Raw genomic sequence first — 14,265 nt, 5'->3', positions numbered from 1 at the left:
CGCGCGCGGAGGCCCGCGGTCGATTAGGTCAGCCCGCCAAGGCGGCGGACTTCGGCGCCGACGGTCTCGCCGTCTTCCGCGCCGATGGCTGCGGCGATGCCCGCGGCCTCGCCCGTGGCAAAGGCGGTGCCCATCACCCGCACCGATCCGTAGGCGACGGGATCCGCCCCGATGACCCGCCCGGCGACGAAGAGGTTCTCCAGCCCGCGCACCCGCAGGCTGTCGAGCGGCACCGAGGCGTAGCCCGGCCCGCCCACCGAGTGATAGACCGGCTTGCCGGCCTCGCCGTGCAGCTCCGCCGGCCAGGCGGCGCGCGCCACGCTGTCGGGGCGTTGCCGCCCGCTGGCGAGGTCCTGTCCGGTCATCTCGTAGCGGGTCGCGGGATGGCGGCTCTCGCGGATGCCGATCTGCGGACCCGACTGGGCGAGGAAGCAGCGCTCGAAGCCCGGCACATGCGCGCGCAGCATCGCCACGTAGTCATGCGCCATCTCCCGCGCGCGCTGCTCGGCCCAGGTGAAGCTGCTGGAACTGAGATCGCGCAGCGCAAGGTCGATGATCATCCACCACATGTCGCCGGTGCCGGGAATGCGCGTGTAGATTCCGCCGTCGTCGCGGGTGATCGGATAGGCCCCGCTTGCATTGTAGTGCCGGACCGCCTCCTTGATGGCCTCGCGGTCGAAGGGCACTTCCGGGTCGAGACCGGAAATCCGGATGGGGGCCGAGACCGCCTGCAGCCGGCCCTGGTCATCGCCCTCGCGCATGGCGATGCCGGCGACGAGCGAGAGGTTGGCATCCCCCGTCGCATCGACAAAACCCTCGGCGGCGATGCGGCGGCGGCCCTCCATCCCGGCGACGGTGACGGATTCGATCCGGTTGGCGGTCCGGGTCGCAGCGGCGACACGCGAATGCAGCAGCACGTCGACGCCGTGGTCGGCCAGCACCCGGTCAAAGGCCAGCTTGGTGCCCTCGGGGTTCAGCAGGATGATCCAGTTGCCGGTGGTCTCGGAGTTGTAGGCCTCGCCGGTCATGCCGCAACTGCGCATGGCCTCCAGCACGAGGTCCCCGGCGCCGCCGACGGCCTTGATCGGGGTGCGCCCCTGCTGGAAGAAGCCGCAGTAGGCCAGCACCTGCGAGGTCGTCGCCGCCCCCCCAAGGAAGCCGTATTTCTCGACAAGGCAGACCTTGGCCCCGGCGCGGGCGGCTCCGAGCGCCGCGCCGACCCCGGCGGCCCCGCCGCCGGCGACGATGACGTCATATTCGCTTTCGATCTTGCGGCTCATGTGCGCCACCCCAACACATGCTTTTCGACCGCGCCCACGGCGGCCGACAGAAGCACGCCCAGCAACGACAGGATCGTCACCCCGGCAAACAGGCGCTCGAGATCGTAGAGCGAGCCCGCCTGCAGGATGTAAGCACCGATGCCATGCTCCGCGCCGAGCATTTCGGCGGCCACGAGCAGGATGATCGCAATCGCGAGGCTGACCCGCAGACCCGACAGGATGCCGGGCATGGCACCGGGCAGCACGATGCGGAAGACCACGGTCGACCAGCGCAGGCCGAAGCTCTGTCCCATCCGGATCAGCGAGCGGTCGACGTTGTCGACGGCGCCATAGGTCGAGACCACCGTGGGGGTGAAGGTCCCGAAGGCGATGAGCGCGTATTTCGAGGCCTCGTCGATGCCGAACCAGATCACGAAGAGCGGCAGCAGCGCGATCTTGGGGATCGGGAAGATCGCGGCCACCAGCGGCACGAGACCGGCCCTGGCAAAGGAAAAGAGGCCGATCATCACGCCGACGGCGATCCCGACGGTGGCGCCGATGGTGCCGCCGACGAGCAGCCGCATCAGCGAGGGCGCAAGGTTGGTCCAAAGCGCGCCGGAGGCGGCGAGATCCCAGAGCGTCAGGAAGACGTCCGAGGGGCGCGGCACGGTGAGCGACGAGATGAACCCGGCGCGCGTGCCCCATTCGAGGAAGGCGATCAGGAGCACGAAGACCAGAACGCCGACCCAACGCGGCGAAGACGGGCGGAAACCGCCGCCGCGGAACTCGACCGGGCGGACGTCTGGGGTCTGGGTTGCGATGTCAGTCATCGATCAATTCCATATCGGCGGCCTCGGCCTCTGCGCGCATGAGGGCCCAGAGATGCTGCTGGGTGCGTTCGAGCTCGGGGTCGGTGGCGCTGCGGTCCGCAAGCGGGGTGTCGATCTCGACAATCTCGTTGACGGCGCCGGGCCGGCGCGAGAGCACGACGATCCGATGACCCAGGCGCACCGCTTCGGCCAGGTTGTGGGTGACGTAGACGGCGGTGAAGGGCGACCGGGTCCAGAGGTCCACGAGGTCATCCATCAGCAGCTCGCGCGTCTGGCTGTCGAGCGCCGAAAGCGGCTCGTCCATCAGCAGCACCGCCGGGTTGACCGCCAGCGCCCGGGCGATGGCGACCCGCTGCTTCATCCCGCCCGACAGCTGCTTGGGCAGCGCCTTGCGGAAATCGCTCAGCTTGGTGCGGGCCAGCACGTCGGTGATGATCTCATCGGCCCGCTTCTTCGGCACGCCGTGATCCGCCAGGATCAGCGAAATGTTCCCCTCCACGGTGCGCCACGGCAGCAGCGCGAAATCCTGGAACACGTAGGTCAGCGGGTTGATGCTGTCGGCCGGCGGCTCGCCGACCTGGCTCACCGTCCCGGAGGTCGGACGCTCGAGGCCGCCGAGAAAGCGCAGCAGGGTGGATTTGCCGCAGCCCGAGGGGCCCACGATGCAGACGATGCGCCCCTTGGGTATGGAGAGGTCTATATTGCGGATGACCTCGACATCGCCATAGCGATGCGAGACCCCTTCGAGTTTGAGTTCCATGGAATCTTCCGATGATGGGGTGGCCGGCCGTTCAGGGTCGAACGGCCGGCACGGTCAGGTCAGGAGCGCGCTTCGACGTAGCTCTCGTCCACGAGCGTCTCGTAGGCGATGTCGGCCTTCACGAGGTTCTCGGACTTGAACCAGTCGAGCTGATCCATGATCGACGCGCGGTTGAGCGACATGCCCGCGTTGATCCGCATCGCGCCGTTGACAATCGGCGCGCGGGCGTCTTCCAGCGCGCGGTCCGGGTAGATGTGCGCCGCAAGCAGCGCGACGATGGCTTCCTGCTCTTCCTCGCTGGCGCTCTTGTCGACCAGCGCGGCGTTGAAGTCCTCGGCCCCGCGCGACAGCGCCGAAAGGAAGGCCCGGGTCTGCTCGCCCTCGTCCGCCGCGGTCTTGGCCGAGGTGAAGACCGTCGTCACCTGGTAGTCAGGAATGTAGTCCGCGACCTCACCGATGATCTTGACGGCACCGGCATCGGCCAGCGGCTTGGCGATATGCGGCACGATGGACCAGGCGTCGATCTGCCCGGACTTGATCGCGCCGATCACCGCGCCGGTCTTCTGCAGCGGCTTGAACTTGAGCTCGGCGTTCTCGGCGGCGGCGATGCGCGCGCCCATGTAATGGAAGGACGATCCGGCCTGGGTCATGCCGAAGGTCTTGCCGTCGAGCTCGGCAGGGCTGGTGAGGCCCGCCTCATAGGCCGCGTTCGAGGCGAGGATCTTCTGCCCCGGGATGCCCTTCTCCTCGGTCAGCGCGCCGCCGATCACCTTTGCCACGCCCTTGTCGGCCAGCGAGATGAGCCCGCCCGAGATCGCCGTCATCGCGTAGTCGGTGTCGCCCGAGGCGATCGCCACCGCCATGGGCTGCGCGGCCTCGAAGAAGTCGAAGTTGACGTCAAGCCCGGCCTCCTGGAAGTAGCCGCGCTCGAAGGCGATGAAGCTGGGCGCATGGCTCACGAAGCGCAGCGCGCCGAGGTTAACGGCGGTTCCGGCACGCGCCGAACGCACGAGGTACGGGGTGGCCAGGGCGCCGCCGAGGGCGGCCAGCGTGGCGCGCCGTGTCAGGGTTTTCATGTGGGGGTCTCCTCCTTCAGGTATGTGCCTCGCACCGAGGCATAGGTATTCCTAGCGATCGCCCTCCCGCGAGCGCGATGTATCGAGCTCGTGCGCGATGTCGCGGACGAGCTTGTGAATGGCGGCATCGAAGTCATTGCCGAGAATCGCCTCGACCATCTCGGCGCGGACCCTGCGCAGCGCGCGCGGGTCGCAGCGCCCTTCGCGCAGCGCCGCCAGCCGGAAGCGCCGCGACTGGTCATAGAGCTGGCCGAGCACCCGGATCATCCGCGGCGAGCCGCAGCCCGCGATCAGTTCCTGGTGCAGCGCCCGTCCGGCTTCGTCCCACATCATGACCGCGCCGTCCGGATCCGCCAGCAGCCTGTCCGTCGCCCGGTCGGCGGCGTGCAACGCCGCGACGAGCTTTCCCTCCCAGGCAATGTCGGCACTCTGCATCGCCCATTTCAGGGCGAGCGGCTCCAGCTCCGCGCGCAGCTTGATGATGTCCTGCAGGTCGGCCTCGGTGGCCGAGGCGACGCGGAACCCTCTCTGCGCGGTGGCCTCCACCAGCCCCTCGGAGGCCAGCAGCGTCAGGGCCTCGCGCACCGAATGGTTCGAGCCCCCGTAGCGGGCACGCAGGTCTTCGATCTTCAGCTTGGAATCCGGGGGCAGTTCCCCAAAGGCAATGTCCCTCCGCAGCGAGGCAGCCACGACCGACACCACGGTCTCCGCTGTCGTCTTATGAGGCTTGCGGCCGAACATCGCGCCGGACCCTTTCGTTACTTGATCTCAAAAATGTGTAACTTTATTAAAAGTGTTCGAGATGCGGCGTCAAGGGGGCGCCACGCTCTATGCCGAGGAGGACGCGCATGGAAACGACCCGGACAGCGACGCAGGTGATCCCGATCCTGGGGGATCCGGTGGCGCAGGTGGCCACCCCCGCGCTCTGGAACGAAGTGTTTCGCGCAAGGGGGCAGGACGCGGTCTGCGTGCCCCTCGACCTGCCCGCCGCCGGGCTGGCACCGTTCCTGGAGTGGGTGCGCCGGGCGCGCAACGTGCCCGGCTTTCTGAGCACCGTACCGCACAAGGCTTCGCTGGCGTCGGCCTGCGATGCGCTGTCGGACACCGCGAGGCTGCTCGGCGTCGTCAACACCGTCCGGCTGGCGGAGGGCGGCCAAATGGTCGGCGAGATGTTCGACGGCCACGGCATGCTGGATGCGATCGAGTTCACGGGCATGGCGCTGGCCGGCGCACGGCTGGTGATCTGCGGCGCCGGCGCCGCCGGAGGGGCGATCGCCATCGAGGCCGGCAAGCGCGGCGCGCGCGAGATCGCCCTGATCGACACCGACGCTGCGCGCACCGCCGCGCTCGCGGAAAAACTCGCCGCGCAGGCCGCCTTGCGGATCCGCACGGATTTGCCGGACCGCGCGGACATCCTCGTGAACGCCTCGCCCGCCGGGAGCCCGGGCGCCGCGCCGCCCCCCTTCGGCACGGCGCTGATCGCGGGCGCGCGGTGCGTGGCCGACGCGCTCACGGACCCGGAAGAGACCACATTGCTGAAGAGCGCCCGCCTGGCCGGCATCCCCACCGTTCCCGGCCGGGAGATGGCCAGCTGTCAGGCGATCCGCATGCGGGATTTCCTCGGTCTCGAAACCGTCGGGTAACCGGCACCACCACTTGCAGCCGAGATCATCGGCGGCAGCGTGCGCAATCTGAAGCGCGACTCCCATTACCTGCGACGGTAGGGGCGTGGACCGATTTCCTCCATCATCTTTTCTCGGAAGACCTCGGCCGGGGTCTTCCATCCGCGGCACTTGAGAGGCGTGTTGTTGAGTTGGTCGCAGAGTTGCTTCAGCTCGAGCTCTGTCATGGCAGCGACGTCAAGCTGCCTTGGAAGCCAGCGGTTGGTGTTCTCGATTGTGCCTTTCTGCCAGGGCGAGGGGACGCAAAACATGGGGTAATCGCCCTGTCTCGACCGTGGCCAGTCATGGCATTGGAATGTCTTTCCTTCGGTATGATCCAAAGCGTGACCCGATAAGGGGTCTTTTTTGAAATTACTGATGGAGACCGATGGTGTGGATACCTCACCCCGCAACGGCATCGCGATGTGCCAAGATGGTGATGTTGAAACGCACCAACATGGAGGAGGTATCCACTCCATCAATGACCGAATTCCCTACCGTGTGCGACGTCGTCCGGGCAGAACAGGATGCTGACATCACAATCGAATTTTGGCGCACGGCGCCTGCGGGCTCAGCGCGGACGGCGAGCACTGCGGTGCTCGGGCAGGTACCACCAGAGCTCCTGCGCTATGCCTTCCTTCGAGGAAATACGGTAGATCGTCTCCTGGCAGACCCGGAGCGTCGCACCTTCGTGGATCAATCGGTCGCCGATCCGCTCGGGGGTCCAGCCGTTCTTGACGCGCTCAACGACCTGATTTCGACGCTGCGGATGCCGGATCAGCTTCCGCTGGCCGGCGCGCCGATCGATGGCCTGCCGATGCGCAGCGGCGCCGTAGTAACCATCGTAGCCCGGCAGGCACTCATCGCTGAACCAGTTCCGCTTGATCTCGCGGTAAATGGTGGCTTTCGAGCGCTGCAGCACGCGCGCCATCTTCCGAACAAGGAACTTTGCCAGCTTCCAGCGTTCGATCTGGACGCGTTCCTTGACGCTCAGTTGCGCGTAAACCGCTCCCATGGTAGACGCTCTCCATTAGAAAACCATTTGTTTTCTAATGGAAGTCGCACCTGAGGGTAGCGCGCACCTCGTGTCCGGCTCAATTGAGGCGCGTTCTGGTCCAGACCTCGAGGCCAAGGGTCAATTTCGCTCGCTGAGCGCCAGGCGTCTGGTCGCTACGTGCACCGCAAGGTGCAGCAGCACCGCGAAGATCCCGAGCGTCAGCATCGCGGCGAACATCAGGTCGGTCTTGGCCCGGCCATTGGCCAGCAGCATCAGGTAGCCGAGCCCGCGCGAGGCGCCGACCCATTCGCCGATCACCGCGCCGATCGGCGCGTAGACCGCGGCCAGGCGAATGCCGGAGGCCAGCGAGGGCAGCGCTGCGGGAATGCGGATCAGCCTAAGCGTCCGCCAGCGGCCTGCCTGCATGGTCTGTGCGAGGTCGAGCAGCCCCTGCGGCGTCCGCAGGAGGCCGTCGCAAAATGACGCAGTGACCGGGAAGTAGATGATCAGCACGGCCATGGCGATCTTCGAGCCAAGGCCGAAGCCGAGCCACAGCGTCAGGATCGGCGCGAGGGCGAAGACCGGCAGCGCCTGGGTGAAGACCAGGATGGGTTGGATCACCAGCCGCGCGATCCGCGAGCTGGCAAGGTAGATGGCGCTCGCGATGCCGAGCGCGGTACCGATCCCGAGGCCGATCAGCACTTCCATCGCGGTGACCAGCGTGTGCTCGGCGATGAGCGCGCGGTTGATCCACCAGGTCTCGGCCACAAGCAGAGGGCCGGGCAGGATGAATTTCGGTAGGCCGGTCAGGGTGACGATGCCCTGCCAGAGCAGCAGGGCAAAGCCGATTGCCAGAAGGGCGGCGCCATGTTTCATCACGCGGCGTCCCGAAGGTGCCGCAGCAGCGCCGCCTGGCATTGCAGGGTCTCGAGATCATCGACCGGGCGGGGCACCTGCGCGTCAGGGGGCGGGCAGGTGGTCACGCCTGCAGGGGTCAGCACGAGGATCGCATGGCCGAGCCGCGCGGCCTCGGCGGGATCGTGGGTGACGACCAGAACCGTCTTGTCCTCAAGCAGATCGACTGCCAGATCCTGCATGGCGGCGCGTGTCTGCGCATCGAGGGCGGAGAAGGGCTCGTCGAGCAGGATGATCGGCTTGTCCTCCATCAGGGTCCGTGCCAGGGCGACGCGCTGGCGCTGCCCACCGGAGAGGGTGCCGGGTTTCTTGTGAGCGTGGCCGGAGAGCCCGACCCGGTCGAGGATATACGAGAGGCCTTCGGTATCCGCCGGATGGCCCCGGAGACGCGCCCCAAGCCGGATGTTGTCCGAGACACTCGCCCAAGGCAGCAGCAGGTCGTCCTGCGCCATGTAGGCCACCCGGCCGGGGATCGGCGCGGCGTCGGTGGCGGTGATCGTTCCTTCGAACCGCGCGCCGGTTGGCAAGCCGCAGATCAGCCGCAGCATCGTGGACTTCCCGACGCCCGAGCCGCCGAGCAGACAGGTCCAGCGCCCGGCGGACAACGTCAGGGTCAGCGGCGCGAAGAGGTGGGCGCCGTCGATGCTCGCCCGTCCCGCAAGCGTGATCCCCGGGGCTGGGCTCACGGAGTTCAGGCCCATTTGCCAGAACTGGACCTCGAGCTCGGTGGCGGTGCGGAAGGTCCGGCACAGCCGCTCCCATCGCGGCGATGCGTCGAATTCCGGCCCCAACCTGCAAACGAGCGCGCTGTCGAGCAACGCGCCGACGGCAACGCAGCTTTGCTGGTAATCCGCGCCCGCGTAGGTGCCGATCCAGTCGGCGTAGAGCTGTGAGGTGGCCTCGGCATGCAGCCTTGCGCCGATCTCGCCGTAGCCCATTACGCAGGGCGCGAGCGCGGCCAGAAGGTCGAGCAGATCGCCGCTGTAGCCCGCTTCCAGTACGAAGCGCGTGTAGGCGAGGTTCTCCGGACGTTCGGCGGTGGCGAAGAGCTGCTCGGCGGGGATGCCGGCCTGCGCGCAGAGCTCGACGTGCAATTGCATCTCCTCGGCCACCAGCGCGTTCACCGTGCCCACGGCAGCGAGCATTTCCGCGTGGGTTTCCGATTTCACCACGGCAAGCGCCCAGGCCCGCGAGAAGTGGACGAGGAAGACGTAATCCTGCCGCAGGTAATGAAGAAAGGCCTCACGCGGCAGGCTGCCGTCGCTGAGCCCCGCGACGAAGGCGTGGCGGGTATACGCCCGCCATGCGTCGCCCGCCTGGGCGCGCATCCCGGCGAAGGCACGACCATAATCCAGGCTCATTGCGCGGTCACATCGATGGCGATGTCGCCGACGTGGTTCAGCGCGTCGATCATGCCACTGTCGAGCAAGAAGGTCTCGAAGCGGGCGTAGCGCCCCGCGTCAAAGGCCGCCGGGCGCAGCGCGAAGCGGGGCAGCGTGTCCTGCCAGGCTCGGGCGTTCAGCTCGTCCTGCAGCTCGGGAGAGGTGGCGGAGAAAATCTCCCAGCTCTCTTCGGGGTTGTTGATGATGAACTGCGTCGCCTTCTCGGTGGCGGCGAGGAAGCGGGCGATCTTGCCCGCGTCCATGCGCTCGGGGTTGGCGACGTAGATCAGCTCGTCATAGGGCGGCACGCCCTCTTCCTCGATGTAGAAACAGCGGCCCTCGACGCCTTCGATCTCCATCTGGTTCAGCTCGAAGTTGCGGAAGGCGCCGATCACCGCATCAACCTGCCCCGACATCAGCGCGGGCGAGAGCGAGAAGTTGACGTTGATCATCTCGATCTCCTCGGGGGTGACGCCGTGGCGGCCGAGCATCGCGCCCAGCACCGCCTCTTCGACCCCGGCGACCGAGAAGCCGACCTTGCGGCCCCTGAGATCGGCGAGCTCCTGCACCGGGCCGTCCTTCAGCACCAGCAGGCAGTTCAGCGGCGTCGCGACCAGTGTGCCGACGCGCCTCAGCGGCAGCCCCTCGTGGATTTGCAGGTGCAGCTGCGGCTGGTACGACACCGCCAGATCGGCCTGCCCGGCGGCGACAAGCCGCGGCGGTGCCGAGGGGTCGGCGGGGGCGACGATCTCGACCTCGAGATCCTCTTCGGCGAAATAACCCTTCTCCTGGGCGATGACGATCGGGCCGTGGTCGGGGTTGACGAACCAGTCGAGGAGCAGGGTCATCTTGTCTGCCGCCAGCGCGGGGCTGGCGGTCAGAAGGGCGAGGGCGGTCAACAGGGGTTTCACTGGGGGTCTCCTCCGGGGGTTCATGAGGCGGAGGCCGCGACGAGAACGATCTCGCCGGGCCAGGTTTCGGAAATCCGTTCCGCCGCGCGCCAGGCGCGCAGGCCGGTGGCGCAGCAGAGCGCAAGCCGGGTGCCGGGGGCGGGCGGTTGCGCGGCGAGGTCGGCGGCCCCGGCGCGCACCGCCTGCGGGTGCAGCAGGGCGCCCTCGGTGCGCAGGTCGACGATATGGTCCACGGCCCGCAGCTGCGATGCCGCGACGAAGCGGAAGCCGCGCGCGGGTTCCGGCGCGCCGTCGAAGCGGAAACTCGAGGAACGCAGGCCCAGCCCGTCGTAGTTCACCATCAGCCCGAGCGGCGGCGGCGACAGACCCAGCAGGGCGTTGAGCGCCATCTGTGCCTGCATGGCGCCGAGCGTGCCGACCACGGGGCCAAGCACCCCCGCGCTTGCGCAACTCGCGCCGCTGTCGGGCGCGTCGGGAAACAGCGCGCGCAGCGAGGGCGCGCCGCCGCAAAAGCCGCCGACATAGCCCGCCAGTCCCAGCGCCGAGGCGCTGATCAGCGGCACGCCTTCGGCAAGGCACTGGTCGCTCAGCTTGTAGCTGACCGCGTAGCTGTCGGCGCAGTCGAGGACGAGATCGGCATCGGCGACCAGCTCCGGCGCGTTGGCGGGGGGCAGGCGGTGGGGCAGGGCCTCGATGGCAATCTCGGGGTTGATCGCGCGGCAGCGCTCGGCGGCCACCTGCGCCTTGGGCCGCTCGCAGTCGGCCTCGGTGAACAGGGTCTGGCGGTGCAGGTTCGACAGGCTCACCACGTCGCCATCGACGATGGTGATCCGGCCCACGCCCGCCCCGGCCAGCAGCGGCAGCACCGGCGCACCGAGCCCGCCCGCGCCGACCACCAGCACGCGCGCCCCGGCCAGCCGGCGCTGGCCGCTCTCGCCAACCTCGGGCAGGATCGTCTGGCGGGCGTAGCGGCTCATCGCGTCGCCTCGAGCCACTGGCGGACGCGGGCCTCGGGATCGGCGTTCAGCGTGATGTCGGTCACCGCCGAGACGATGTCGGCCCCGGCCACGAACACCCCGTCGGCGCGCTCGACCGACATGCCACCGATAGCCACCAGCGGCGTCGTGCCGACGCGCGCCTTCCATTCGGTGACGCGTGGCAGCCCCTGCCGGTGCCATTTCATCTTCTTCAGGATCGTCGGGTAGACCGGGCCGAGCGCCACGTAATCCGGCTCCATCGCCAGCACGCGCTCGAGCTCGTCGTCGTCATGGGTCGAGACGCCGAGTTTGATCCCGGCGCGGCGGATGGCTGCGAGATCGGCGCTGTCGAGATCCTCCTGCCCGAGGTGCAGCCAGTCGCAGCCGAGCTCGATGGCCTCCTGCCAATAATCGTTGACCACCAGCACCGCGCCATGCGCCCGGCACAGATCGCGGGAGAGGGCGATCTGGGTCCGCACGACGTCCCCGGGCTGGTCCTTGATGCGCAACTGCACCAGCCGTATGCCGAGCGGGAGCATCCGCCGTAGCCAGTCCGAATGGTCGAAAATCGGGTAGAACCGGTCGAGGCTCATGACAGGAACGCCTTTCCGATGACGGGGGTTGAGGCCTCGGCCATGTCGCGCGCCTCGATCGGATCGGCCCTATGGGCCAGCCGGCCCGCCTCGATTGCGCGCATCATGGCGGTTGCCATGGCGACGGGATCACCGGCGCGGGCGACGGCGGTGGTCAGCAGCACCGCGTCATAGCCAAGCTCCATCGCCTGTGCGGCGTGGCTCGGAAGGCCGATGCCGGCATCGACCACCAGCGGCACCTCGGGGAATTCGGCGCGCATCGCGCGCAGCGCATAGGGGTTGTTCAGCCCGCGCCCCGAGCCGATCGGCGCACCCCAGGGCATCAGCACCTCGCAGCCGGCGGCAAGCAGGCGCTCGGCGACGATCAGATCCTCGGTGGTGTAGGGAAACACCTGAAAGCCGTCGCCGGCGAGGATCCGCGCCGCCTCGACCAGCTGGAAGACATCGGGCTGAAGGCTGTCGGTGTGACCGATCAGCTCGAGCTTGATCCAGCGCGTGCCAAAGACCTCGCGCGCCATATGGGCGGTGGTGACCGCCTCCTTGACCGCGTGGCAGCCGGCGGTGTTGGGCAGCACGAGCACGCCCAGATCCTCGATCATGTTCCAGAAGGCGGTGCCCGCCCCCTCGGCACCCTCGCGGCGCAGCGAGACCGTCGCCACCCCGGCGCCGCTGGCGCGGAAGGCCTGTTCGAGGATGGCGGGGCTGGGGTATTGCGCGGTGCCCAACATCAGCGGGTTGGGCAGCTCGGTGCCATAGAAGCGTTTCATGCTCATCCTCCCTGCACGGGGGCGAGGACCTCTACCCGGTCGCCGTCGCGCAGCCTGTGCGTGGCGCGCAGCGCGGCGGGCACGAATTCCTCGTTCACCGCCGTGGCGACGCGCCCGGCAAGGCCGCGCTCTTCGAGCAGCGCGGCGAGCGTCGTGGCGGTCACCTCCTGCGGCGCGCCGTTAATCACGATCTTCATCGACCATCTCCGTTCAGGTGTTGCTGAGGGCAAGGTCGGCCACGCCGCGCGCCAGCGCCGGGGCCAGCAGGTAGCCGTGGCGATAGAGGCCGTTGGCGTAGATCCGGCCGCCGATCCGCCGGATGCGCGGCAGGTTGTCGGGGAAGGCCGGGCGCAGGTCGACGCCGATCTCCAGCACCTCGGCCTCGCCGAAGGCGGGGTTCAGCGCATAGGCGGCGCTGAGCAGTTCCAGCATCGAGCGCGCGGTGATCCGGCGCCGGTCCTCGCTTTCGATCATCGTCGCGCCGAGCATGTAGACGCCATCTCCGCGCGGCACGACATAGAGCGGGATGCGCGGGTGCAGCAGCCGCACCGGGCGCGACCGCGTCACGTCGGGGCAACGGATCACCAGCATCTCGCCCTTGACCCCGCGCAGGTCGGGCAGGGCATCGCGCGCGGCGAGGCCGCGGCAGTCGATGGCATTGGGCAGATCCGCCGGTGCTGCCTCGCGGTGGAAGCGGACGCCGCGCGCCCGCAGCCCCTCGTGCAGGTCGCTCAGCGCCTGCCGCGGGCTGGGATGCGCCTCGTCCTCGAAGAACAGGCCCTGCGCGAAGCCGGGCAGGTCGGGTTCGAGCTCGGCCAGCTCGGGGCCGACCTCGCGGAAGCCCGTAGTGCGGCGGGCAAAGCGGCGCAGGTCGGGCAGGTCGCGCCGCCCGACGACGACCAGCGTGCCGCGGCAGGTGACCGTGGTGCGCGCCTGCCACCAGTCGAGCGCCTGCTGGCCGAGGCGCAGCACCGGCTCTTCGGCGTTTTCATATTCGCACCAAGGCGCCAGCATGCCGCCCGCCCACCACGAGCAGCCATGCGGGCCGGGCGGGCCGGCGGAATCGAAGACCTGCACCTCGGCGCCGCGCGCCGAAAGCTCGCTGGCGACGGCAAGTCCGGCCACGCCCGAACCGATGACCGAGTACATCACCATCACTGCCAGACCCGGTGGAAATGGTGCAGGGGCCCGTGGCCGTGCCCGACGTTCAGCCCGTCCGCCGCAGCGATCGCCTGCTGCACGTAGCCATGCGCCTCGGCGGTGGCCTCGGCCAGTGGCAGCCCGCGCGCCAGCCCGGCGGCGATGGCCGACGACAGCGTGCAGCCGGTGCCATGGGTGTTGCGGGTGTGCTGGCGTGGCGCGGCGAAGCGGGCGAGCACCTCGCCGCCGGCGATCAGCAGATCCTCGCAGATCTCGCCGCTGGCATGGCCGCCCTTCATCAGCACCGCCTGCGCGCCCATGGCGCAGAGCGCCTTGCCCTGTTGGGCCATCTCGGGCACCGAGGACGCCACCGGGCCCTGCAGCAGCGCCGCCGCCTCGGGCAGGTTGGGGGTGAGCACGCTGGCACGCAGCATCAGCGCCCGGCGCAGCGCACCCACCGCGTCGGGCGCCAGCAGCGCGTCACCGGACTTGGCGATCATCACCGGATCAAGCACCACCGCGCCGCCGAAGCCGGCGATGGCGCGGCTCACGCAGTCGATGATCCCCGGCGACGCCAGCATGCCGATCTTGATCGCGCGCACGTCGAGATCGTTCAGCACCGCGTCGATCTGCGCCGTGATGATCGCTTCGGGGATGGTATGCACCGCGGTGACGGCGCGGGTGCTCTGGGCGGTGACCGCGGTCAGGACGCTGGCGCCGTAGACGCCGAGTGCGGACATGGTCTTGAGGTCGGCCTGAATGCCCGCCCCTCCGCCACTGTCGGATCCGGCGATGCTCAATGCGATATGCGCCAACGGCTGCTCCTTCAGACACAAGGGCACCGCGCATGGAAAACGTCTGTTCGCTATAGACCGTTCCCTACGCCGGAATTGCCCGGATCAGGTTCGATGGGTTAGCGCGATCACGCCTCTCAGCCTTTCAAAGGCACCCCAACGGTAAGGTCGCGAATAACAACTCCGCCAAAATTAGTCAAATC

At 68.5% G+C, this 14,265-nt stretch carries 15 protein-coding genes, 2 pseudogenes and 1 riboswitch; of the genes and pseudogenes, 1 reads left to right on the top strand and 16 read right to left on the bottom strand.

Annotated features, from left to right (window positions below):
- Positions 1-23: 23 nt before the first annotated feature.
- The 5 genes from ACXAD2_RS02060 to ACXAD2_RS02040 are packed head-to-tail and all read right to left on the bottom strand — an operon-like array spanning position 24 to position 4,666.
- Positions 24-1,280 carry an FAD-dependent oxidoreductase gene (locus tag ACXAD2_RS02060; RefSeq protein WP_475166228.1) on the bottom strand — a complete coding sequence of 419 codons (1,257 nt, stop codon included), beginning with the start codon at positions 1,278-1,280 and terminating at the stop codon, positions 24-26.
- Positions 1,277-2,089: an ABC transporter permease gene (locus ACXAD2_RS02055; protein ID WP_475166227.1), complete on the bottom strand. Its 813-nt coding sequence runs from the start codon at positions 2,087-2,089 to the stop codon at positions 1,277-1,279. Before ACXAD2_RS02055 ends, ACXAD2_RS02060 begins: the two co-directional genes overlap by 4 nt.
- Positions 2,082-2,849, bottom strand: a complete 768-nt coding sequence (locus ACXAD2_RS02050; protein WP_475166222.1) for an ABC transporter ATP-binding protein — start codon at positions 2,847-2,849, stop codon at positions 2,082-2,084. Before ACXAD2_RS02050 ends, ACXAD2_RS02055 begins: the two co-directional genes overlap by 8 nt.
- A gap of 59 nt (positions 2,850-2,908) precedes the next feature.
- Entirely contained in the window at positions 2,909-3,925 is a 1,017-nt protein-coding gene (locus ACXAD2_RS02045; protein WP_475166219.1) for an ABC transporter substrate-binding protein, read from the bottom strand.
- 51 nt (positions 3,926-3,976) lie between these two features.
- On the bottom strand, positions 3,977-4,666 hold the full coding sequence (locus ACXAD2_RS02040; RefSeq protein ID WP_475166218.1) for a GntR family transcriptional regulator: 690 nt from the start codon (positions 4,664-4,666) through the stop codon (positions 3,977-3,979).
- A gap of 107 nt (positions 4,667-4,773) precedes the next feature.
- Here ACXAD2_RS02040 and ACXAD2_RS02035 point away from each other — a divergent pair, with 107 nt between their 5' ends.
- Entirely contained in the window at positions 4,774-5,568 is a 795-nt protein-coding gene (locus ACXAD2_RS02035) for a shikimate dehydrogenase family protein (RefSeq protein ID WP_475166215.1), read from the top strand.
- Between the two features lie 65 nt (positions 5,569-5,633).
- On the opposite strand, the pseudogene ACXAD2_RS02030 reads toward ACXAD2_RS02035, so the two are convergent.
- The 11 genes and pseudogenes from ACXAD2_RS02030 to thiD form a co-directional block, all read right to left on the bottom strand.
- Positions 5,634-6,601, bottom strand: a pseudogene (locus tag ACXAD2_RS02030) (transposase).
- 120 nt (positions 6,602-6,721) lie between these two features.
- Entirely contained in the window at positions 6,722-7,459 is a 738-nt protein-coding gene (locus tag ACXAD2_RS02025; protein WP_475166214.1) for an ABC transporter permease, read from the bottom strand.
- The gene (locus ACXAD2_RS02020) at positions 7,459-8,184 is read right to left on the bottom strand and encodes an ABC transporter ATP-binding protein (RefSeq protein WP_475166480.1); all 726 of its coding nucleotides are present in this window, start codon (positions 8,182-8,184) and stop codon (positions 7,459-7,461) included. The genes ACXAD2_RS02025 and ACXAD2_RS02020 overlap by 1 nt, the downstream gene beginning before the upstream one ends.
- A 6-nt stretch (positions 8,185-8,190) precedes the next feature.
- Positions 8,191-8,859, bottom strand: a pseudogene (gene tenA, locus ACXAD2_RS02015) (thiaminase II); the annotation flags it as partial.
- The gene (locus ACXAD2_RS02010) at positions 8,856-9,791 is read right to left on the bottom strand and encodes an ABC transporter substrate-binding protein (RefSeq protein ID WP_475166211.1); all 936 of its coding nucleotides are present in this window, start codon (positions 9,789-9,791) and stop codon (positions 8,856-8,858) included. The pseudogene tenA and the gene ACXAD2_RS02010, both read right to left, overlap by 4 nt.
- 20 nt (positions 9,792-9,811) lie before the next feature.
- Positions 9,812-10,768, bottom strand: a complete 957-nt coding sequence (locus ACXAD2_RS02005; RefSeq protein WP_475166207.1) for a HesA/MoeB/ThiF family protein — start codon at positions 10,766-10,768, stop codon at positions 9,812-9,814.
- The gene (locus ACXAD2_RS02000) at positions 10,765-11,361 is read right to left on the bottom strand and encodes a thiamine phosphate synthase (protein ID WP_475166204.1); all 597 of its coding nucleotides are present in this window, start codon (positions 11,359-11,361) and stop codon (positions 10,765-10,767) included. The genes ACXAD2_RS02005 and ACXAD2_RS02000 overlap by 4 nt, the downstream gene beginning before the upstream one ends.
- Positions 11,358-12,128 carry a thiazole synthase gene (locus tag ACXAD2_RS01995; RefSeq protein ID WP_475166203.1) on the bottom strand — a complete coding sequence of 257 codons (771 nt, stop codon included), beginning with the start codon at positions 12,126-12,128 and terminating at the stop codon, positions 11,358-11,360. Before ACXAD2_RS01995 ends, ACXAD2_RS02000 begins: the two co-directional genes overlap by 4 nt.
- Before the next feature lie 2 nt (positions 12,129-12,130).
- The gene (thiS, locus tag ACXAD2_RS01990; protein WP_475166201.1) at positions 12,131-12,325 is read right to left on the bottom strand and encodes a sulfur carrier protein ThiS; all 195 of its coding nucleotides are present in this window, start codon (positions 12,323-12,325) and stop codon (positions 12,131-12,133) included.
- Between the two features lie 13 nt (positions 12,326-12,338).
- Positions 12,339-13,283 (bottom strand): FAD-dependent oxidoreductase, encoded by a 945-nt coding sequence (locus ACXAD2_RS01985; RefSeq protein ID WP_475166478.1) that lies wholly within the window; start codon positions 13,281-13,283, stop codon positions 12,339-12,341.
- Positions 13,283-14,083, bottom strand: a complete 801-nt coding sequence (gene thiD, locus ACXAD2_RS01980) for a bifunctional hydroxymethylpyrimidine kinase/phosphomethylpyrimidine kinase (protein ID WP_475166199.1) — start codon at positions 14,081-14,083, stop codon at positions 13,283-13,285. The genes ACXAD2_RS01985 and thiD overlap by 1 nt, the downstream gene beginning before the upstream one ends.
- A 44-nt stretch (positions 14,084-14,127) precedes the next feature.
- A riboswitch (TPP riboswitch) is annotated at positions 14,128-14,231 on the bottom strand.
- Positions 14,232-14,265: the final 34 nt, after the last annotated feature.

The sequence above is a fragment of the Salipiger sp. ABN3_019 genome, assembly GCF_056158605.1.
Note: the sequence above shows the minus strand (reverse complement) of the source record. Positions and strands in the feature narration are given on the sequence as shown.

Bases quoted from the DNA above. Each gene is read 5' to 3' on its own strand.
- ACXAD2_RS02060 (WP_475166228.1), bottom strand. From the start codon at position 1,280: ATGAGCCGCAAGATCGAAAGCGAATATGACGTCATCGTCGCCGGCGGC.
- ACXAD2_RS02055 (WP_475166227.1), bottom strand. From the start codon at position 2,089: ATGACTGACATCGCAACCCAGACCCCAGACGTCCGCCCGGTCGAGTTC.
- ACXAD2_RS02050 (WP_475166222.1), bottom strand. From the start codon at position 2,849: ATGGAACTCAAACTCGAAGGGGTCTCGCATCGCTATGGCGATGTCGAG.
- ACXAD2_RS02045 (WP_475166219.1), bottom strand. From the start codon at position 3,925: ATGAAAACCCTGACACGGCGCGCCACGCTGGCCGCCCTCGGCGGCGCC.
- ACXAD2_RS02040 (WP_475166218.1), bottom strand. From the start codon at position 4,666: ATGTTCGGCCGCAAGCCTCATAAGACGACAGCGGAGACCGTGGTGTCG.
- ACXAD2_RS02035 (WP_475166215.1), top strand. From the start codon at position 4,774: ATGGAAACGACCCGGACAGCGACGCAGGTGATCCCGATCCTGGGGGAT.
- ACXAD2_RS02025 (WP_475166214.1), bottom strand. From the start codon at position 7,459: ATGAAACATGGCGCCGCCCTTCTGGCAATCGGCTTTGCCCTGCTGCTC.
- ACXAD2_RS02005 (WP_475166207.1), bottom strand. From the start codon at position 10,768: ATGAGCCGCTACGCCCGCCAGACGATCCTGCCCGAGGTTGGCGAGAGC.
- ACXAD2_RS02000 (WP_475166204.1), bottom strand. From the start codon at position 11,361: ATGAGCCTCGACCGGTTCTACCCGATTTTCGACCATTCGGACTGGCTA.
- ACXAD2_RS01995 (WP_475166203.1), bottom strand. From the start codon at position 12,128: ATGAAACGCTTCTATGGCACCGAGCTGCCCAACCCGCTGATGTTGGGC.
- thiS (WP_475166201.1), bottom strand. From the start codon at position 12,325: ATGAAGATCGTGATTAACGGCGCGCCGCAGGAGGTGACCGCCACGACG.
- ACXAD2_RS01985 (WP_475166478.1), bottom strand. From the start codon at position 13,283: ATGGTGATGTACTCGGTCATCGGTTCGGGCGTGGCCGGACTTGCCGTC.